The sequence below is a fragment of the Salinivibrio sp. PR6 genome (assembly GCF_001995955.1).
GTDB lineage: Bacteria > Pseudomonadota > Gammaproteobacteria > Enterobacterales > Vibrionaceae > Salinivibrio > Salinivibrio siamensis.
The window spans coordinates 15,923-36,556 of sequence record NZ_MUFA01000001.1 but is presented as its reverse complement, the minus strand read 5'-3'; the positions used below and the strand labels follow the sequence as shown (position 1 = coordinate 36,556).

Here is a 20,634-nt window from a genome sequence, read left to right as displayed (position 1 = left end):
CGGCGTATTGTAGTGAATTTTTCTGCGTCTGTCTGCACGGTGAGAACGCGTGCTAGCGGCGAGATTAAAACAACGCGCCCTGTTGACTTTGTGCGGCGCGCGTGACGGAAGCCAGTGGCGTTGATAAATCAAGACGTTGATATAATTGTGCGGCCAACGCAGGGGCCTGATCGTTATCTGAGGTATGAATCATTAAATAGGGCGTTTTGCCCGCGGCTATCCATTGAGATAAGCGTGAGATCCAAGGGTCAAAAAACGCGGTATTTTCGGGCAAATCAGGATGGCCGATAAAACGCACCATGGGCGCTGCGCTGGTGGCGATGGCATGCACGGGCACCCGGGGCTTTTTCTTTTGCGCATCAATAATGGCAGGGGTGTCGGGTTTAGCCGCAAATACCGGGCGACTGTCCATGATCACACGGTTGGCGTTATGATCGATCAACAGTCGGTTGAGCGCTTTCTCTGCGTCGCCTTTGGCAAAAAAGGCCGGGTGACGCACTTCGACACCGATGGCCAAATCGCGCGGCAGCGTTGTAAGAAACGTGTCTAAGCTGGGCAACCCGTCTGGACCAAAGCGCGCCGGCAGTTGAATCGTCCACTGGCCAATATGCTCATGGAGCGGGGCCATCAGCTTAATAAAGTCGGCGGTTAAGTCTTGCGCATGACGCAGCTGGCATTGATGGGTAATGGTTTTCGGCAGCTTAAAGGTAAATTGAAAACTGTCTGGAATGGCGGCCGCCCAATTATTCACCGTTTGCGGCGAGGGGGAGGCGTAAAAGGTCGTGTTGCCCTCGACGGTATTAAACACCTCGGCATAACGGGCTAAGCGCTCGCCTGACTTGGTGCCTGGCGGATAAAAGTGATGCTGCCAACTGGGATGAGACCATTGCGTCAGCCCCAACCGCAGGGGTGGAGAGGGGAGTTGGTGTAATAAGGAGGTCATGCCCGTGCTGATGCGTTGCGAACCAATAAAGTAATAGCCTAAAAGGATTTGGACAAAAAAACTATCGGTTTTAAGTGCGATCGCTTTACCAAGAGCGGGGCTTTTCCTTTATAATGGCAGGTCTTTGACAGTAACGGCACTCATGGGGGCGTACCGTCAGGTACGACAGACGCTGTTACCCGAATTCCCCTCAGTATTTGGCAGGCTTGTGCCCCAGGGGGCAAGCGGAATCATCAGAACAGATCAGGAATAATCTATGCGCACCCAATATTGTGGTCACCTGAATAAAGCCCACGTCGGGCAAGAAGTAAGTCTTTGTGGTTGGGTTAACCGCCGCCGTGATTTGGGCGGCTTGATTTTTATCGACATGCGCGACCGTGAAGGTCTGGTGCAAGTTGTGATTGACCCTGATATGGGTGATGTTTACGAGCAAGCAAACAAATTGCGTAACGAATTTTGCCTGACCATCCGTGGTGAAGTGCGTGCGCGTCCAGAGAGCCAGATCAACAGTGATATGGCCACAGGCGAAGTCGAAGTGGTGGCGAAAGGGTTGGAGATCATCAACCGCAGTGCACCGATGCCGATTGACTTTAACCAGTTTATTTCCGAAGAGCAGCGCCTGAAGTATCGCTACCTTGACTTGCGCCGCCCTGAAATGAGCGATCGGATTAAACTGCGTGCTAAAGCCACCAGCTTTGTCCGTCGTTTCCTCGATGACAATGACTTTTTAGACATCGAAACCCCGGTACTCACCAAAGCGACCCCAGAAGGCGCACGTGACTACTTGGTGCCAAGCCGTGTCCACAAAGGTAATTTTTATGCGTTACCGCAATCACCACAGCTGTTCAAACAGTTGCTGATGATGTCCGGGTTTGATCGCTATTACCAAATCGTGAAGTGCTTCCGTGATGAAGACTTGCGCGCCGATCGCCAGCCAGAATTTACACAAATTGATATCGAAACCTCATTCATGAGCGCCGACCAAGTGCGCGAGGTGACCGAGCAATTGATCCGTGAAATGTGGCAATCGCTGCTCAATGTGGACTTGGGCGCGTTCCCCACCATGAAGTATGAAGAAGCGATGCGCCGTTTTGGCTCCGACAAGCCAGATTTGCGTAACCCGCTCGAAATCGTCGATGTAGCAGACATCGTCAAAGATGTTGAATTTAAAGTGTTCTCTGGCCCGGCAAACGATGAGAAAGGCCGCGTGGCTGTGATTCGTGTGCCAGGCGGTGCCAGCTTGTCGCGCAAGCAGATTGATGAATACACCAACTTTGTTGGCATCTACGGCGCCAAAGGCTTGGCGTGGATGAAAGTCAACGACCGTGACGCCGGTTTTGATGGCATTCAATCGCCGGTGGCCAAGTTCCTCAATGCCGAAGTGGTAGAAAGCATTCTGTCACGCACTGAGGCGCAAACCGGTGACATTATCCTATTCGGTGCCGACAAGAAATCAGTGGTCACTGAAGCGCTGGGCGCATTGCGTGTGAAGCTAGGCCTAGATCTTGAGCTGACCGACACCCAAGCGTGGGCACCATTGTGGGTGGTTGACTTCCCAATGTTTGAGGAAGACGACGAGGGTAACTTGCATGCGATGCACCACCCGTTCACTGCGCCGACCGACGTGACACCTGAAGAGCTGGTGGCAAATCCTGCGGCGGCGAATTCTAACGCGTATGACATGGTGATAAATGGTTACGAAGTGGGCGGTGGCTCGGTGCGTATCCATAACCCAGAAATGCAAGCCGCGGTGTTTGAAACATTAGGCATTGATGAGCAAGAGCAGCGCAAGAAATTTGGCTTCTTGCTGGATGCATTGAAATACGGTACTCCACCACACGCAGGTCTGGCGTTTGGTATGGATCGCCTGGTGATGTTGCTATCCGGCACCGAGAACATTCGTGACGTGATTGCCTTCCCGAAAACCACCGCAGCGGCATGCTTGATGACTGACGCGCCAAGCCTTGCTAATGATGCGGCGCTTGAAGAACTGGCGCTGAGCATTACCGCAGCGGCAGAGCAAAACGAACACAGCGAATAGATTCGCCTGATGACGGGCAAGCAGCCTTGCCCGTCTTATCCTTGCGACCGATAGCTGCCGTCACCAGGCGGTCGTATCAAGGCGCAAGGTCAATGTCTCAACGCGCCTCAGACTGAAAAGCCAAGGCGCGTTTTTTCTTATTACTCCTTTCACGTGAGGGGAGCGCAAAAAACGGAGAGTCGATATGGCAGGTCACAGTAAGTGGTCGAACATTAAACACCGTAAAGCCGCTCAAGACGCGAAGCGCGGTAAGATTTTCACCAAGCTTATCCGAGAAATTGTGGTGTCAACCAAAGAGGGTGGCCCCGAGGCGGAAACCAATCCACGCCTGCGTGCCGCGGTGGATAAAGCGCTGTCAAATAACATGACACGCGATACCATCAACCGTGCGATTTCACGCGGTGCGGGCGGCGAAGGTGACGAGAACATGGAAACCGTCATCTATGAAGGTTATGGCCCTGCGGGCACGGCGGTGATGGTGGAGTGCATGACCGATAACCGCAACCGTACTGTGTCAGGTGTGCGCCATGCGTTTTCAAAATCCGGTGGTAACCTGGGTACTGATGGCTCAGTCAGCTTCTTATTCGATAAAAAAGGGGTGATCACCTACCCATCCGGCCTTGAAGAAGATGCGGTGATGGAAGCGGCACTCGAAGGCGGCGCGGACGATGTGGTCACCTATGACGACGGCTCAATGGATGTGTACACCACCCCCAATGACTTTGGCTATGTAAAAGATGCCTTAGATAAAGCTGGGTTTGAAGCTGAGCGAGCAGAGGTGACTCAGGTGCCATCCACCAAAGCGGAGTTAGATGCAGACACGGCACCGAAGCTGCTGCGCTTGATCGATATGTTAGAAGACCTTGACGATGTGCAAGAAGTCTACCATAACGGTGATATCTCGGACGAAGTGGCAGCGAGTTTAAGCTAAATGGCAGTGATACTGGGGATTGACCCAGGTTCGCGGATCACCGGTTATGGGGTGATCCGCCAACATGGTCGGCATCTTGAATATCTCGGTAGTGGCTGTATTCGCACCGAGACAGACGACTTACCCGGTCGACTGAAACATATCTACGCAGGGGTGAGTGAAGTTATCACCCAGTTCCAACCGGATAACTTTGCCATTGAGCAAGTGTTTATGGCCCGTAACGCGGATTCAGCGCTTAAACTGGGGCAAGCGCGCGGCAGCGCCATTGTTGCGGCGGTAAACGCCGATTTACCTGTCTCTGAATATGCCGCGAGGCTTATCAAGCAAGCCGTAGTGGGAAAAGGCAGCGCGGATAAAAAGCAAGTCCAGCATATGGTCACCCACATGTTAAAGCTCAGCGCCACCCCGCAAGCCGATGCCGCCGACGCCCTCGCGGTTGCCATTTGCCATGCCCACACCAATCACACCCTCATCGCCATGGCCGGCAAAGCCAACGCCGCCCGCCGCGGCCGATATAGATGATACCATTGGCGTAGGTGACACAAGCCCCGGTACTATGTCAACAATAATGCACTATGCTACCTGGGCGCCTGTCACGTTTGGCGCCAATTTTGACCACGATGTCCGATGGCGCCGTGCAACGGGCGCAACGGCTATCCGCACGTATGATCCCTCCTGTTATCCGATCTTGCACGCATTTCACAGTTTAGCCAGTGCTAACCTAACGATGACAACAAACCTATCCAAAAATCTGGCCCGTTGCGTAGAATGATCCGTCATGATTCTTGGCAGGCGGACAATGCGGTGGGTTACAAACTAGTTCGATTGACTGAACTTATGGCTTATGAGTTTGGGCAAGTAGAGGGCGATACTGAGGCGCTGAATGAGCGAGACCTTGATGGAGTGATGCCCGATGGGGTGAGCTTTTCACAATTCAAAGAAAAGCTTGATAGCGGTGAATTTGCCCTGTTGGCTGACCCCCCAACGCGGCCCGCGATGGTGCATGATAATACGAATAAGGTTTGGTCCCTCTCGCCAGACACTGAAACGACCCTCTCACCACAAGCCCGTTCAGCACTTGCCGCCCGAGCCAATCAGTCTGGCAGTGCGGTCGGTGGCGCGAGTGGCTCCGGCGGTGCGAGTCACAGTTCGCATGCCGCAACCAATATCGAAGACACCTATGTGCCGGAACCGGTAAAACCTGACCGTTCAGATGCGCCACCGCCACTTAAGTACGAGTACTGTTTTGAGATTGCCAGCTCGGACAAGGTCTTTAGCAAGACAGTCGGGGGTAAATTTGAGTTAGCCAAAACACAACAAGAAGGCGTGAAGGGTGATTGGCAAACCGCGCGCACTGAACACGGCACTAAGTACACTACGTATACCGCATTCAATGAGCCCAAAAAGCTTGTTGCCAAAATAGCATCAGCGTCAATGGGCATCAGCGTGCCCGAGCCCGTGCAGATGAAGCCGATTGGCTCTGGAGTAATCCAAGAAGCCTTTATTCCTGTAACCCCCTCCGTTCAACTCGGCGAGCGACTAGGCTTACCCACCGAAGGCTATTACTACCACTTTTATCAAAAGCGCTTAGTGCAGGAGTACAAGCTGCTGGGTGATGGCAAATGGCAGTTTTTCGCCACGCGCTCTAAACATGACAGACTCAACCAGGAGCAAGGTTTTAATCGTTATCAAAGCGCGCTCTTGGTGTACTGGAAGATTGGCGGGAAAGAAGTCGAAGACCAACATCTTGTCTATCTCGAAGAACCGATCACTCGCGAGACGCTTGATAACCCAGACGAAGAATGGCTAGCAGAAAACGGCGTAAAGCTATCTATCAGCGATTTACTCGCCGCCCCTAAGCAAACCGTTGCTAATCGAGACGACTCTCCGGCAAATGCGGATAGCGATAAAACTGGTGACTCAGCGCAACCATTAACCCATACCGTTAAGTTTGATCCGACTACCCGCCAACGTGAATCATGGCCGACAATTGCCGAACAATATGGCTTATCCGCTAAGCAGCTGCTGGGTTTGAATCCGCAGTATGACGCTGAACCGATGTCGTTAGCGGTGGGTGATAGCCTAACGGTTAGTCAGCCGACGGAGAAAAAGCAAACTCAAACCGCTTCTTACGGCTTTCCACCCATATCTCCAGATTGGTTCAATCATCCATTAAATACGTTTTACGACTACAGCGAGCGTTGTTTACTTAATTCTGCTGTTAAAGCAATCAGCGATGAAAAAACAGTCGAAAAAGAGCTTCCAGTCGTCAACCTAAAACGCGAACGGACACTGCGTATTGGGGTTTTCTTTGATGGTACGGGGCAAAATAGCCCTAATGATGAATACAAAGAGACGTACGGCAATAAGTCGCGTACCAATATTGCTCGCCTATTTGAAGCGTACCCAGAACAAGATGGCCAATCAGCTAAAATTTATGTATCTGGGGTCGGCACAGTGGATGATATTCCGATTATTCCCGGAGAGCGTAACCCAACCATTGATGCGGGTGGTGATGAAAAACTCTTCCCTGGACAAGCTTTTGGCGTGTTTGATGACACTGGTGGATTGTGGAAGTGGCAAACACTGTTAAAAGAAGTTAACGGCATTATTCGCCGACTTGGAACCGAATATCATAAAATCAATCACATTCAGTTTGATGTGTTTGGGTTCAGCCGCGGTGCCGCATTGGCAAGGCATTTTGTCAATGCACTAGAGGCCGGTTTTCCTGACTATAGCAATCCCGAAAGAAGCAAAAATCCTAGCGAGATTTATCCAAACTTACTAGGCAATGAGAGCTATAAGCGGTTTGATTCCCTATCCGATGAATTTTATGCGGCAGATACACAGCGCCGTATTTCTGTTCGTTTTGTGGGCCTTTTTGATACCGTAGGCTCATTTTATATGCCCGGTAACAATGACGAAGGGGAATATAAGCTTGGCCTCAAACCAAATGCGGCAGAAAAAGTATTCCAGATTTGTGCACAGCATGAGTACCGTGAGAACTTTCCATTAACTTCGTTAGGGAAAGGCCACACCGAGGCGGTTGCCTTCAGTGACGGTATTTTCTGTCAAGAAGTATTCCCTGGCTGTCACACCGATATTGGCGGTGGCTATCCATCTAAAAACCAATATGGCAGGACAGACCTACCTGCACGCCTCAACCAACCTGTAGACTCGACGTATCATAGAAAGCTTACCCATAAAACATCACTTTATGATAAGTATCAATCTGATATTCAAAAATTTAAATCAGCCCATGAACTTGCCGCCTATGCTCAACAAAAGCTTGCGCAAGAGAATCTAGCTTGGCAACAACAAACGCGAGAAGAGCACGGTATTCATGGTGAAGTTAAGCTCGTCAACGGTGAGCTACATTACTACCATTTTATCCCAACCAGCAATGCACTGGCAGGGCTCACTTTTGAGCGGATGAAACAGCAAGCTGAAAAACAGGGTGTTATCTGGGATACGGATGCTTTAAACAAGCTAAACTCTGAGCCCTTCGATGAGCATGATGACTCATTTATAACGCGTATGTGGTCGTCTATGAAAAAGCTTCCATCAGGCTCCATTCAAAATCAGTGGAAAAAAGATGAAGTAGTTTTATCTCGAGAATATATTCATCGCCCCCATGATGCACTTATAAATCCCGGTTACGAAAGTGCAATCGAGAGGTTCGTTAACGCATTGAGCATTGACCGTAATAACCAACCCAAACGTCAGGTATTTAGCAATGACTAAATGGAAAGCATTTTTACCACTGCTCTTATCAGTGGCTGTTTTAGGTTGCAAGCCCGAACCTTACACCGTTGAGGCTGGCTTTACTAATGGCAGTACTACCGGTCGGCATATCGTGTCCAAAATGACGATTACAACGCTATCAGGAGGCCGAGCAAACTTCGCTATGGGTTCTGTCGGTGGTTATCCTGGGGCCCACTCAGGCGGAGGAAAAATAGATGCCCCCGCTTACATCGAAGGTGAGTGGGCAAAAGGTAACCCAGAGCCGAGTAGCGGTTTAATCTCCTATCATCGCATATCTGCTCCCATTCCAGATAATGCCGAAGCCAAAATGAAAACAATGGATAATTACTACCAAAATTTCGACCGTGACTATGGTTCGATGGAGGTGATTGTTGATGGCCCTAGAGTACGGGTCTTCTACTCAAAATCGTGCGTTGATATGTACGATGACTGTACGCCTAAACAGGGAGCAGACCCAAACGGGTGGGTCGTCCGTTCACCTAAAAACCAGACTGATGTGGTCGTTCTCTTTGATGGCAAAGGCGAATCTTCTCCGACTCCTTTTCCTTCAGCTGACACTGCGACATCAGAACACCGGCAAAAGGCAAACTCTCCGGAATAGATCTAAGTGTCAATTGATGCCAATCTAGGAGCCAGGTATTTGGCAGTGATTAAATTGAAAGCCTTTTTATCACTACTCTTATCGTTAGCGATTTTTGGCTGTGAGCCTGAGCCTTATACGGCTGAGGTCGGATTTACTAATGGCAGCACCTCCGGCGAACATGGTGTGAAAAAAATGGTAATCACCACCCAATCAGGCGGAAAGGCTAATTTTGCAATGGGGGCCGTCAGTGGCTATCCAGGAGCTCATTCGTCTGGTGGACGCATGGATGCACCCTCTTACATTGAGGGGTACTGGGCTAAAGGATGGGAATACCCTTTCGAATCATATCACCGCATATCTGCTCCCATTCCAGATAATGCCGAAGCCAAAATGAAAACAATGGATAATTACTACCAAAATTTCGACCGTGACTATGGTTCGATGGAGGTAATTGTTGATGGCCCTAGAGTACGGGTCTTCTACTCAAAATCGTGCGTTGATATGTACGATGACTGTACGCCTAAACAGGGAGCAGACCCAAACGGGTGGGTCGTCCGTTCACCTAAAAACCAGACTAATGTGGTCGTTCTCTTTGATGGAAAAGGCGAATCTTCTTCGACACCTTTCCCAAACACCTTTTTTGCCGATTTGGAAAAGCGTAAAAAAGCGAGTTTATCTGAGTAGGATGAGGGGCGACACAAGCCCCAGGCATAGTGTTGGGTATGTGTAAATTGCCAACGGTCGCCTGTCACGTTCGATGCCAAATTTGACCACAATGTCGGAGGCGCCGTGCAACGGGCGCGCGTCGGCTTGGGTATTCAGGATTAACATCGCCCCGGCGCTTATCCGACCTACGCCTGATTTATATATCGGTGGTGTCATCGGCTACGATTACTCGTTCCCACGCTCCTGCGTGGGAATGCAGACAGAATTTGAGCCATGATCAGAGGGCGTGACAAAACCATCGAGCCGCACTTTCTACGCCTAGTTATACATCGATGTTGCCATTGGTGTAGGTGACACAAGCCCCAGGCATAGTGTTGGGTATGTGTAAATTGCCAACGGGCGCGCGTCGGCTTGGGTATTCAGGGTTAACATCGCACTGGCGCTTGTCCGACCTACGCGATATTTAGGATTTTTGAATACAGAGCGCTTCGCTTACAGAATACGGGAAGAGCAGGAAGTAGTGCCTAGGTCCTAGGAACCTAGGCTCTAGGCCCTAGGCACTTTTTCTACAGGGACAGGCACGTTACGCTTTTCCGTAATCCGTAATCCGTAATCCGTAATCCGTAATCCGTAATCCGTAATCCGTAATCCGTAATCCGCCCGTCGTCAATCCGACTGGATATAGATCCAGTTATTCTTTATCCTTGGGGCAAAGTAACAAACAGAGACGCGATTGTGATAGGCCGATTACAGGGAACCCTGATAGAAAAGCAACCTCCTGAGATTTTGATTGATGTGAACGGCGTCGGCTATGAAGTGAGCATGCCCATGAACTGCTTGTATCAATTGCCGGAGGTGGGTGAAACCGCTACCGTGTACACGCATTTTGTAGTGCGTGAAGATGCGCAACTTCTCTATGGTTTTAGCGGTAAACGTGAGCGAGCGCTGTTTCGGGAAGTGATCAAGGCCAATGGCGTGGGACCTAAACTGGGGTTAGCGATTTTATCGGGGATGACGGCTAACCACTTTGTCGACAGTGTCGAGCATAATGATGTCTCGACCCTGGTGAAAATCCCCGGGGTGGGTAAGAAAACCGCGGAACGTTTGGTGATTGAAATGCGCGACCGGCTTAAAAACTGGGAAGCGTTCGATCTCTTTACCCCGCACACGGATGCCGCGACGGCTGAGGGCGCAGCCCTACGCGCAGCGCCAACCACGATTTCGTCTGCCGCGGATGAGGCGGTGAGCGCCTTGGTCGCGCTGGGTTATAAAGCGGCACAGGCTGAAAAAGTGGTTAAACAAATTACAACTGATGACATGAGCAGCGAAGACGTCATTCGTCACGCGCTGCGCTCAATGGTGTAACCCATGATAGAAGCTGATCGTTTAATCTCGGCGCAAACCACCCCTGATCGGGAAGAAGAGGTGATCGACCGCGCGATTCGTCCTAAGTTATTGGAAGACTACCAAGGCCAAAATCACGTCCGTGATCAGATGGAAATCTTTATCCATGCTGCTCGCAAACGCCAAGAAGCGCTCGATCATCTATTGATTTTTGGCCCGCCAGGTCTGGGTAAAACCACCTTGGCCAATATTGTTGCCAATGAAATGGACGTCAATATTCGCACCACGTCAGGCCCTGTATTAGAAAAAGCCGGCGATCTGGCCGCCTTGCTCACCAACCTTGAGCCTCATGATGTGCTGTTTATTGATGAAATCCATCGCTTAAGCCCAGTGGTAGAAGAAGTCTTGTACCCCGCGATGGAAGACTATCAGCTGGATATCATGATTGGTGAAGGGCCTGCCGCGCGGTCAATCAAAATCGATTTACCCCCGTTTACCCTGATTGGTGCCACCACCCGCGCCGGCTCGCTGACATCGCCCTTGCGTGACCGTTTTGGCATTACCCAGCGCTTAGAGTATTACAGCGTGGGGGATCTAACCGGTATCGTGAAACGCAGCGCACATTGTTTGGCGTTATCAACCGATGAGGAAGGGGCGATGGAAGTGGCGCGTCGTTCTCGTGGTACGCCACGTATTGCTAACCGCTTACTCCGTCGTGTGCGTGATTATGCTGAAGTAAAAGGCACGGGAGATATCAGTGCTGATATTGCCCAACGTGCGCTCGATATGCTCGATGTCGACAGCCAAGGCTTTGACTACATGGATCGCAAGCTACTCAATGCCATTATTGAGAAGTTCGATGGCGGGCCGGTGGGGCTTGATAACTTAGCGGCGGCGATTGGCGAAGAGAAAGACACCATCGAAGATGTGATTGAGCCTTATTTGATTCAACAAGGCTACCTGCAACGCACACCACGTGGTCGGATTGCCAGCCAGCGTGCGTATCTGCATTTTGGCTTTGATTTGCCGAAAACCTAATCGGATAGACTGCGCTGAAAATCCTCGCAAACCTTAATCAAGATCAAGACGTTTTTTGCTAAAACTGCCCCATTGGCCGACAACCGATGGGGTTTTTTGATCTAGATTAAGGTTATGTAGCACGTGAACCCTTATCGTAACCCCATCTGCTGGCGGTTGCCGGTGACAAGGCAATGAGAGATGGCTTCCGTTAATGCCGCCATCTCGCCTAGTTTCTTCGTGGTTAATCACAGTTTTGTCTCTCGGTTGGTTCGTCTTATTGTTTTTGCAGCCGAGTCGACAAACCGAGCAAAACACGATTAACACCCAATTGTTGCGCCTATAATATTAGTTATACCTTAATTAGATAAAATTTAACTATAGAATAACCTTGGTGTTTCAACTGTGTAACATGCAAGCAGTCAATTAAGAAGTGTGTAGCTTTCCCCGCGCCAGCCAGCTGTTTTGACTGCCGTGCAGGGTGAGAAAGTAAAACGAGCGATACGCCAGTATCGGCACCGAAAGCGGTGTAAAGGAGTGACCATGATTACCGATATCGTCGATTTATCGCGGCTGCAGTTTGCGCTGACCGCGATGTATCACTTCCTGTTTGTTCCTTTAACTCTGGGCATGGCATTTTTGCTGGCCATCATGGAATCGTTATACGTGATGACCGATAAGCAAATCTACAAAGACATGACCAAGTTTTGGGGCAAACTCTTTGGAATTAACTTTGCGCTCGGTGTAGCAACCGGCCTTACCATGGAGTTCCAGTTCGGAACCAACTGGGCCTATTATTCCCACTATGTAGGGGATATTTTTGGCGCCCCGCTTGCCATTGAAGGGCTGATGGCCTTCTTCCTTGAATCCACTTTTGTGGGCCTGTTCTTCTTTGGTTGGGATCGTCTCAGTAAACGTCAGCACTTGGTCACCACCTGGCTGGTGGCATTAGGCTCTAACTTTTCTGCGCTATGGATTTTGGTGGCCAACGGCTGGATGCAAAATCCCGTGGGCTCAGAGTTTAATTTTGAAACCATGCGCATGGAGATGGTGAGCTTTGCCGACGTGGTCTTTAACCCCGTCGCACAGGTGAAGTTTGTTCACACCGTTGCCGCCGGCTATACCACAGGGGCGATGTTCATTCTGGGGATCAGCGCTTACTACCTGCTCAAAGGCCGTGATATTGCCTTTGCGCGTCGCTCGTTTGCGATTGCTGCCTCGTTTGGCATGGCGGCCATTTTATCGGTAATCATCTTAGGTGATGAGTCCGGGTACGAGCTGGGTGATGTACAAAAGGTCAAACTGGCAGCGATTGAGGCCGAGTGGCACACCGAAGAAGCGCCAGCGGCGTTCACTGTGGTGGGGCTGCCGAATCAAGAGACCATGCAGACTGATTATGCGATCAAAATCCCTTATGCGATGGGGATCATTGCCACGCGCTCACTGGATAAAGAAGTGACAGGCTTAACCGATTTGATTGCTGAGCATGAAACCCGCATCCGCAATGGTATGCAGGCGTACGCATTGCTGGAAAAACTGCGTGCCGGCGAGAAATCACCGGAAACCAAAGCCGCGTTCAATGAAGTGAAAAACGATCTCGGTTATGGCCTGCTCCTTAAGCCGTACACCGACAAGGTGGTGGATGCGACGGAAGGGCAAATTCAGCAAGCCGCGCAAGACTCTATCCCGCAAGTGGCGCCTTTGTTCTGGAGCTTTAGGATCATGGTAGCGTGCGGCTTTGCGATGCTGTTTATTTTTGGCATGGCGTTCTGGCAAACCTGTCGCCAGCGTATCGATGAAAAACCATGGCTACTGAAGCTTGCGCTGATTGGTATTCCTCTGCCATGGATCGCCTGCGAAGCGGGTTGGTTTGTTGCCGAGTATGGCCGTCAGCCTTGGGCGGTGGGGGAAATCCTCCCCGTGCACGTGGCCGCATCGAATTTGGCCGCTGGCGATATTATTTTCTCGATGGTGGCGATTTGCTCGCTCTACACCGTATTCCTCGTCGCTGAGCTTTATCTGATGTTCAAGTTTGTCCGCCTTGGGCCCAGCAGCCTCAAAACCGGCCGCTACCATTTTGAACAAAAAGGCAATCCAGAAGCGGATTTCAGCCGCCAGATTGAAGCATAAGGAGAGAGAGCATGTTTGATTATGAAATGTTACGCCTGATCTGGTGGGTACTGATCGGTGTGTTACTGATCGGCTTTACCGTCACTGATGGCTTTGACATGGGGGTGGGCGCCTTGCTCACCCTGATCGGCAAAACCGACAGTGAACGTCGGGTAATGATTAACGCTGTCGCGCCCCACTGGGAAGGAAACCAAGTCTGGTTAGTGACCGCAGGCGGGGCATTATTCGCCGCTTGGCCGTTGGTGTATGCGGTTTCCTTTTCTGGTTTTTATATCGCGATGGTGGTCACACTGGCGGCGCTTTTCTTCCGTCCCATGGGCTTTGACTATCGCTCAAAAATCGATGACCCACGCTGGCGCACCGCATGGGATTGGGGCTTGGTGCTGGGGGGCTTTGTACCACCGGTCATTTTCGGGGTCGCCTTTGGTAACCTCTTACAAGGGGTGCCGTTCCAGCTTAGCGATCTCTTGATCCCAACCTACACCGGTGGCTTTTTTGCACTGCTTAATCCCTTCGCACTGGTGTGTGGATTGGTGAGCCTGTTTATGGTGGTGTTGCAAGGCGCAACCTGGTTGCAACTAAAAACTACCGATGCGCTGCATGTACGCGCACGTAATGTCGCGCAACTGTGTGCATTATTGACCACCGTACTCTTTGTGGCAGCAGGCTTCTGGGTACAAAATATAGATGGCTTTGTGGTGGTCAGTGAGGCGGCGAACCAAGCAGCCTCTAACCCACTGGCGAAAGAGGTCGCGGTACAAAGCGGCGCTTGGATGCGTAATTATCAAGCGATGCCAATCCTCTGGTTAGCACCACTGGTCGGCGCCGTCATGCCATTGTTGGCACTGCTGGCGTCACGTCTTGAGCGCGGAGGTTGGGCTTTCTTGTTCTCGAGTTTAGCCGTGGCGGGCGTGATTTTGACCGCGGGTATCGCAATGTTCCCCTTTGTGATGCCATCGAGCACTTTCCCGGGTCACAGCTTGACCATGTGGGATGCCACCTCCAGCGAGCTAACCTTGTCGATCATGACCATCGTCGCGGCGGTGTTTGTGCCGATTATCTTGGCTTACACCCTGTGGTGCTATATTAAAATGTTTGGTCGCTTAGACGCGCAATATATTGAAGACAACACCCATTCACTGTACTGATTAAGGAGCTTGCATATGTGGTATTTCACGTGGATTCTTGGTGTGCTGCTGGCATGCGCCTTTGGCATTATCAATGCCTTATGGTTGGAGCACACCGAAGCGATGGATCACGACAATGAGTGAGCGCCAACCTGCTCCCGTAGGCCAGCACTTTTCTGGCCTTTGGCGGCTGCTCTCATTGGCCAGTGCCCTGTGCTGGGGCGGCCAAGTAATGTGGGCGCCAGAAGCCTTTGCTCAGCGCATGGGCGGTGTCACGTTTCCGATGGGCGTGGGGCTGCTCTACGCGACCTGTGTCGGGGTGATCCATGCCGTCGGTTTCACGGCGCAAGGCAAATGGAGCCGGTGGCTCACCTGGCCGCCATTCGGGTGGGGCGTATCCCTTCTGTTGCTCGCCTTGATGTGGCTGCGCTAGTTGAGTTAGGCGCTCGGTGAGCAAGCGCAAAGTGACAAACGAATGACAAAGGCACCCGAGTGGTGCTTTTTTCATCACTCTAGCGTGAGTAATTGCGCGTTTTTTGCAGCACATCACTTCTCGACGGCTTGATGGGCGACCAATGCGCCAGCCGCGCTGTCTCAGCATTTCTATACATCCACAACTTAGGTATAGTAATTGCCTATCGTAAACCGATCATGGGTAAAGACATGACAGAATCAACGCCGTTTCGCTGGCCGATTCGTGTGTACTATGAAGACACAGATGCCGGGGGAGTGGTTTACCACGCCAATTATCTCAATTACTTTGAGCGGGCACGCACTGAACTGTTGCGTGAGATCGGTGTCAATCAACAAGCGCTCTTTGCCGATCGCACCGCCTTTGTTGTGCGCCATATGGATATTGACTTTCACCGCGGTGCACGGCTTGATGATGCACTGGAGGTTGTCACCACAGTGTCAGCCATGGGGCGCGCCAGCATGACCTTTTGTCAAAGCTTGGTGAATTCTGATCAAAAAGCATTGTGTGCGGCGACGGTTAAGATAGCCTGTGTCGACCCAACAACCATGAAACCCAAATCGATTCCAACACAGATTAAATCGGAGATGATGACGTGACCGCTGAACTTTCCATTCTCGACCTGTTTTTGCAAGCAAGCTTGCTTGTCAAGGTAGTGATGCTGATATTACTGGGTATGTCAGTGGTATCTTGGGCGATGATCATCAAGCGCTCCAAGGTCATGCAGCACGCGTTTAGCAAAGCTGAACGGTTTGAAGACAGATTTTGGTCTGGGATCGATCTTTCTCAACTATTCCAAGAAGTGCAAGCGCGCAAAGACAATTTGACGGGCAGCGAGAAGATTTTTTACGCCGGCTTTAAAGAATTCGCGCGTTTGCATCGCAGCAACGACAAAGTGCCCGACGCCGTGATGGAAGGGACTTCGCGGGCGATGCGCGTGTCGTTATCAAAACAAGTGGAAGAGCTGGAAACCCATCTGCCATTTTTGGCGACGGTGGGGTCGATCAGCCCTTACATTGGCCTGTTTGGTACCGTATGGGGGATCATGCATGCCTTTATCGCCCTAGGCGCGGTAAAGCAGGCGACGTTGGCCATGGTCGCCCCCGGGATTGCTGAAGCCTTGGTGGCGACAGCCATGGGTCTGTTCGCTGCGATCCCAGCGGTCATGGCGTACAACCGCTTGACCGCCAAAGTCAGTAAGCTCGAGCATAACTACATGAACTTTATGGAAGAGTTCTCTAGCATTCTTCATCGTCAAGCGTTTGCGGCAACCCAGGAGTGATCCATGGCGTATCAACCTAAACGGCGCAAGATGACGGCGGAAATCAATGTTGTCCCGTACATTGATGTGATGCTGGTACTGCTGATTATCTTTATGGTGACCGCCCCATTTGTGACCCAGGGAGTGGATGTCGATCTGCCACAAACGGCACAAGCGAAAACCGCCGCAGAGCTGGCAGAAGAGGAAGATAGCGGCGCTTTTATCATTGTGGAAGTGGATAAAGACGGGCAATTAGGGCTCAGTGTCAATAATGGCGATATGACCCGCGGTTTGAGCTTGGAAGAAATTCTGGTGCGCGTTAAAGCTGAGCTGCAGCTCAATCCTAAGTCCCCTGTGCTAGTGGGCGGCGATGGCCGGGTGCCTTATTCAGAAATCATCCTGACGCTTGATGCATTAAACCAAGCTGGCGTGTCGTCAGTGGGGTTAATGACAGAGCCGTACGAGTCGTAGGTGAGGGTGATGAACGAGCCAAGCGATAAACCAACCCATAAAAAATCAGGCAAAGACTCGCTGATGCCCGCGCTGGCAATATCTGCCGTGTTGCACCTGGTCTTAGTGATTGTGCTGTTATGGGGGGCAGACTTTAGTTCTGACTCAACGCCAACCCCTAAAGCGGGTCGCGCGATTGATGCCACTGTCATTGATCCGGCGGTAGTGAACGCGCAGGCGAAGAAAATTCGCGAGCAACGCGATCAGGCTAAACGCGAAGAAGCGGAGCGACTCAAACGGTTAGAGCAGCAAGCGAAACGCCTTGAGCAACAACGTGAGCAAGAAGAGCAGCGCCTTCGCGAAGTGAAGCGACAAAAGTTAGAAGCCGAACGCCAAGCACGTGAAGAGCAAAAGCGAATTGCCGAGCAAAAGGCCAAAGCGCAAGAGCAAGCGCGTATTGCCAAGCAACAGGCCGAACAGGCCGAACGCGAACGTCAGCGTAAATTAGAAGAGAAGCGCAAAGCGGAACTCGCGGCGGAGAAAGCGGAAAAAGCACGGCAAGAAAAGCTCGCCGCGCAACGTAAAGCCGAGGAAGAAGCGAAAAAAGCCGAAGCCGAGCGACAGCGCAAGCTTGCCGAGCGTAAAAAAGCAGAAGAAGAGGCACGTAAAGCCGAACAAGCGCGCCAAGAGGCAGAGCGAAAAGCCCAGGAGGCGAAGCGACGACAACAAGAGCAAGAGGCGGCGCTGAACGATTTGTTCTCGGGCCTCGAGTCGGAAGCCAGCCAACGGCAAACCGCGCGCGGGCAATTTATTCAAGATGAAGTGGCGCGGTACGGCGCCATTTTTACACAAATGATCCAGCAACGGCTCATCGTCGATGATGGCTTAAGTGGCCAAGAGTGCGTGGTGAATATGCGCTTGTCACCGACCGGCCTGTTGCTTAATGTGGAAGAAAAGGCAGGCAATACGCGGCTGTGTCGCGCGACAAAAACCGCGGTGGCGTCTGTGTCTCAGTTTCCAATGCCGGAAGATGGCGACATTATTGCCAAACTACGTGATATTGAGTTGACCGTTAGACCTAACTAAACGACAGGATACCAAACATGATGGAAGTGAGCCCCTGCGGTGGCACAAGCAGTGTGACAAGCAAGAGTCAGGATCGTTTGCGAACATGGCGTATCGCCGCGGTTGTGATGCTTTTAGCCTGTCTGTCGATACTGACTCAACCGGCACATGCCGCGCTGAAATTGGTGATCACCGAAGGGGTGAATACCGCGCGCCCGATTGGCGTGATCCCGTTTCAATGGAAGGGACAAGGCGAATTGCCGGAAGATATTTCCGGCGTAGTCGGCTCCGATTTACGCCGCAGCGGTAAGTTCAACCCGCTGGCGGTCAGTGACATGCCGCAAACCCCATATAGTGATGCGGATGTAGATTACAACGCTTGGACCTCGCTGGGGGTGGATGCGGTGGTCACAGGCACCATTACTCCCACATCTGACGGGCGTTATCAGATTGACTATCAGCTGATTGATATCGTTCGAGGGCAACTCACCGGCGGTGACAGCAAAGGCCTAGGCGCCGATGGCGAGTTGGTACAAACCGATGATCACTTACTTGTGAATAACCGCGCCACGGTCAAAGAGAGCGACCTGCGCCGCTATGCGCATCGCATTTCCAATATTGTTTATGAGCAGCTCACCGGCGAAAAGGGCGCGTTCTTAACTCGTATCGCTTATGTGGTGATTGATAAAGAAAACGACTACCCCTATCAGCTGCGTTTGTCAGATTATGACGGCTATAACGAGCGCTTGATCCTGCGTTCCAAACAGCCATTGATGTCGCCGTCTTGGTCACCGGATGGCCGACAGCTCGCCTATGTCAGCTTCGAAAATGGTCAGGCAGAAATCTTCATCATGAACATTTACACCGGCCAGCGCGAGAAAATTGCGTCATACCCTCGTCACAATGGATCGCCACAGTTTTCTCCTGATGGCAGCAAGTTAGCCTTGGTACTCTCCAAAACCGGTAGCTTGCAGGTGTATACCTTCGATTTGAACAGCAAAAAATTGACGCAAATTACCCACGGCCGTGCCAATAGCACCGAGCCATTTTGGGATCCTGATGGTAACTCGCTCATCTATACCTCTGACCGGGGTGGCAAACCACAGATTTATCGCGTAAATTTAGACGACGGAACTAGCCGACGGATCACGTGGCAAGGCAATCAGAACATGGGTGGGCAACTGACACCGGATGGCCGTCACTTGATAATGGTAAATCAATCATCGTCTGGCTATAACATTGCAAAGCAAGACTTAAACAGCGGGGCGGTGCAAATCCTAACCAAAACCTTGTTGGATGAGTCGCCAAGCATTGCGCCTAATGGCAGCATGGTGATTTACAGCTCGGTATATGGACGTAAGAATGTGTTGTCACTCGTCTCTGTAGACGGCCGCTTTAAAGCGCGGTTACCGGCAACCAACGGGCGCGTGCGTGCACCAGCCTGGTCACCTTACCTGTAGTTTTTTAATTTTAAACAACGTGCGCTAACTTTCTAGAAAAGGAAAATAGAATGCAAATCAATAAAGTACTGAAAGGTCTGGCGGTGGCACTGCCGATGTTTACTCTGGCTGCGTGTAGCTCACACGATAGCTCAACAGGCAGTGGTTCTGGCCAATCAACCAACCAAAACGGCACCACGGTTGTTTCTCCTGTTGACGGCCAAGGCTCAATGACAGAGCAACAAATTCGTAACCAAGAACTGCGTCAGTCGCAAACCGTTTACTTCAACTTTGACGACTCATCAGTACTGCCACAATACGAAGACATGCTGGATGCCCACGCCACTTACCTGCGTGCTAACCCAGCGATGGAAGTGGTCGTAGAAGGTCACGCTGACGAGCGCGGTACCCCTGAGTACAACATCGCACTGGGCGAGCGTCGTGCCGAAGCGGTTTCTAAGTACCTACAAGCGCTGGGCGTACCGGCGAGCCAGATCTCTATCGTGAGCTACGGTGAAGAAAAACCGTTGGTGCTTGGCCAAAGCGAAGAAGCTTACGCCAAAAACCGTCGTGCGGTATTGGTATACTAATCCAGCCTTTTGGTAATGGATAAAGGATATGACAATGAACAGTAACTCTGTGCGAACCCTCGCGCTGGCGTTACTGGTGAGTGTGGCAGCCCCCGTGGCTGCCACACCTGCTCCGGTGACAGAAGTAGGGGCGGGCGGCACCGCCGTCGATCGCTTAGAGCGCATGCTCCAAGCACGTAATCAAATGCAGCTGGATATGCAGCGCCAGCTTGACCAAATGGCGCAAGAGCTGAGCAATTTACGCGGTAACGTTGAGCGTAACAGCTATGACATTCAACAAATGGTTGAACGTCAACGTGACCTATATCGAGAAATCGACACCCTAAGAACAGCCAAGCAATCGGCCCCCGCAGAGCCAGAGAAAGCGCCAGAAGATAAGCCAGCGGTTAACTTCACCGCCGATCAAACCGAGAATGCAGCCTATGAAGCCGCAGTCAACCTGATCTTAAAAGAGAAAGATTACCAAGGCGCAACCAAGGCATTCAAAGCGTTCCTTTCAACATACCCAGAATCGGTATACACCGCTAATGCCCACTATTGGCTCGGCCAGCTTTATTTCTCCAAACGTAAGTTTGAACAAGCTAGCCAAGAATTCACGGCAGTGAGTGAGTTTGAAGACTCCAATAAACGCCCTGATGCCTTGCTGAAACTGGGTCTGATTGCACAAAAACAAGGTAACGGCGACCAAGCCAATCAATACTTTCAACAAGTGATTGATACCTACCCAGACTCAACCAGCGCCAAACAAGCCAAAAATGCGATGTAGGCAATAAGGTCCTAGGTTCCTAGGGCCTAGCCTCCCTCTTCATA

Annotated in this window: 20 protein-coding genes; 19 read left to right on the top strand and 1 reads right to left on the bottom strand. The window is 51.3% G+C overall.

Annotation, left to right across the window (positions count from 1 at the left end; all coding sequences use genetic code 11):
• Nucleotides 1-64 precede the first annotated feature (64 nt).
• Nucleotides 65-943 (bottom strand): DUF72 domain-containing protein, encoded by an 879-nt coding sequence (locus tag BZG72_RS00170; RefSeq protein WP_077665834.1) that lies wholly within the window; start codon nt 941-943, stop codon nt 65-67.
• 256 nt (nt 944-1,199) lie between these two features.
• Between BZG72_RS00170 and aspS the strand changes: the two genes are divergently transcribed.
• The 19 genes from aspS to ybgF all read left to right on the top strand — a co-directional run bounded on the left by aspS (nt 1,200) and on the right by ybgF (nt 20,590).
• Entirely contained in the window at nt 1,200-2,984 is a 1,785-nt protein-coding gene (gene aspS / locus BZG72_RS00165; protein WP_077665833.1) for an aspartate--tRNA ligase, read from the top strand.
• Between the two features lie 184 nt (nt 2,985-3,168).
• A complete protein-coding gene (locus BZG72_RS00160; RefSeq protein WP_046075359.1) occupies nt 3,169-3,915 on the top strand; it encodes a YebC/PmpR family DNA-binding transcriptional regulator in 747 nt (248 codons plus the stop codon).
• Nucleotides 3,916-4,437, top strand: a complete 522-nt coding sequence (gene ruvC, locus BZG72_RS00155; protein ID WP_046075360.1) for a crossover junction endodeoxyribonuclease RuvC — start codon at nt 3,916-3,918, stop codon at nt 4,435-4,437.
• Between the two features lie 315 nt (nt 4,438-4,752).
• Nucleotides 4,753-7,659, top strand: a complete 2,907-nt coding sequence (locus BZG72_RS00150) for a phospholipase effector Tle1 domain-containing protein (RefSeq protein WP_241832497.1) — start codon at nt 4,753-4,755, stop codon at nt 7,657-7,659.
• Entirely contained in the window at nt 7,652-8,281 is a 630-nt protein-coding gene (locus BZG72_RS00145; protein ID WP_077665831.1) for a hypothetical protein, read from the top strand. The genes BZG72_RS00150 and BZG72_RS00145 overlap by 8 nt, the downstream gene beginning before the upstream one ends.
• Nucleotides 8,282-8,320: 39 nt before the next feature.
• Complete coding sequence (locus BZG72_RS00140) at nt 8,321-8,947, top strand: hypothetical protein (RefSeq protein ID WP_198930039.1); 627 nt, start codon at nt 8,321-8,323, stop codon at nt 8,945-8,947.
• 717 nt (nt 8,948-9,664) lie between these two features.
• Nucleotides 9,665-10,294 carry a Holliday junction branch migration protein RuvA gene (gene ruvA, locus BZG72_RS00135; RefSeq protein ID WP_077665830.1) on the top strand — a complete coding sequence of 210 codons (630 nt, stop codon included), beginning with the start codon at nt 9,665-9,667 and terminating at the stop codon, nt 10,292-10,294.
• A gap of 3 nt (nt 10,295-10,297) precedes the next feature.
• Nucleotides 10,298-11,311, top strand: a complete 1,014-nt coding sequence (ruvB, locus tag BZG72_RS00130; protein WP_046075362.1) for a Holliday junction branch migration DNA helicase RuvB — start codon at nt 10,298-10,300, stop codon at nt 11,309-11,311.
• Between the two features lie 525 nt (nt 11,312-11,836).
• Nucleotides 11,837-13,420, top strand: a complete 1,584-nt coding sequence (gene cydA, locus BZG72_RS00125; protein ID WP_198930040.1) for a cytochrome ubiquinol oxidase subunit I — start codon at nt 11,837-11,839, stop codon at nt 13,418-13,420.
• Between the two features lie 11 nt (nt 13,421-13,431).
• Nucleotides 13,432-14,568 (top strand): cytochrome d ubiquinol oxidase subunit II, encoded by a 1,137-nt coding sequence (cydB, locus tag BZG72_RS00120; protein ID WP_046075364.1) that lies wholly within the window; start codon nt 13,432-13,434, stop codon nt 14,566-14,568.
• 15 nt (nt 14,569-14,583) lie between these two features.
• Nucleotides 14,584-14,691, top strand: a complete 108-nt coding sequence (cydX, locus tag BZG72_RS00115; protein WP_021024361.1) for a cytochrome bd-I oxidase subunit CydX — start codon at nt 14,584-14,586, stop codon at nt 14,689-14,691.
• Nucleotides 14,684-14,980, top strand: coding sequence for a cyd operon YbgE family protein (locus BZG72_RS00110; protein WP_046075365.1), 297 nt, complete (start codon nt 14,684-14,686; stop codon nt 14,978-14,980). Before cydX ends, BZG72_RS00110 begins: the two co-directional genes overlap by 8 nt.
• Nucleotides 14,981-15,210: 230 nt before the next feature.
• Nucleotides 15,211-15,618 carry a tol-pal system-associated acyl-CoA thioesterase gene (gene ybgC, locus BZG72_RS00105; protein WP_046075472.1) on the top strand — a complete coding sequence of 136 codons (408 nt, stop codon included), beginning with the start codon at nt 15,211-15,213 and terminating at the stop codon, nt 15,616-15,618.
• A complete protein-coding gene (gene tolQ, locus BZG72_RS00100) occupies nt 15,615-16,301 on the top strand; it encodes a protein TolQ (protein ID WP_077606951.1) in 687 nt (228 codons plus the stop codon). Before ybgC ends, tolQ begins: the two co-directional genes overlap by 4 nt.
• 3 nt (nt 16,302-16,304) lie before the next feature.
• Entirely contained in the window at nt 16,305-16,751 is a 447-nt protein-coding gene (gene tolR, locus BZG72_RS00095) for a protein TolR (RefSeq protein WP_046075367.1), read from the top strand.
• A gap of 9 nt (nt 16,752-16,760) precedes the next feature.
• Complete coding sequence (gene tolA / locus BZG72_RS00090; protein ID WP_369795708.1) at nt 16,761-17,816, top strand: cell envelope integrity protein TolA; 1,056 nt, start codon at nt 16,761-16,763, stop codon at nt 17,814-17,816.
• Nucleotides 17,817-17,923: 107 nt separating this feature from the next.
• Nucleotides 17,924-19,255, top strand: coding sequence for a Tol-Pal system beta propeller repeat protein TolB (tolB, locus tag BZG72_RS00085; protein WP_077578154.1), 1,332 nt, complete (start codon nt 17,924-17,926; stop codon nt 19,253-19,255).
• Nucleotides 19,256-19,305: 50 nt separating this feature from the next.
• On the top strand, nt 19,306-19,824 hold the full coding sequence (gene pal / locus BZG72_RS00080) for a peptidoglycan-associated lipoprotein Pal (RefSeq protein ID WP_069361240.1): 519 nt from the start codon (nt 19,306-19,308) through the stop codon (nt 19,822-19,824).
• 34 nt (nt 19,825-19,858) lie between these two features.
• Nucleotides 19,859-20,590: a tol-pal system protein YbgF gene (gene ybgF, locus BZG72_RS00075; protein ID WP_077578113.1), complete on the top strand. Its 732-nt coding sequence runs from the start codon at nt 19,859-19,861 to the stop codon at nt 20,588-20,590.
• Nucleotides 20,591-20,634: the final 44 nt, after the last annotated feature.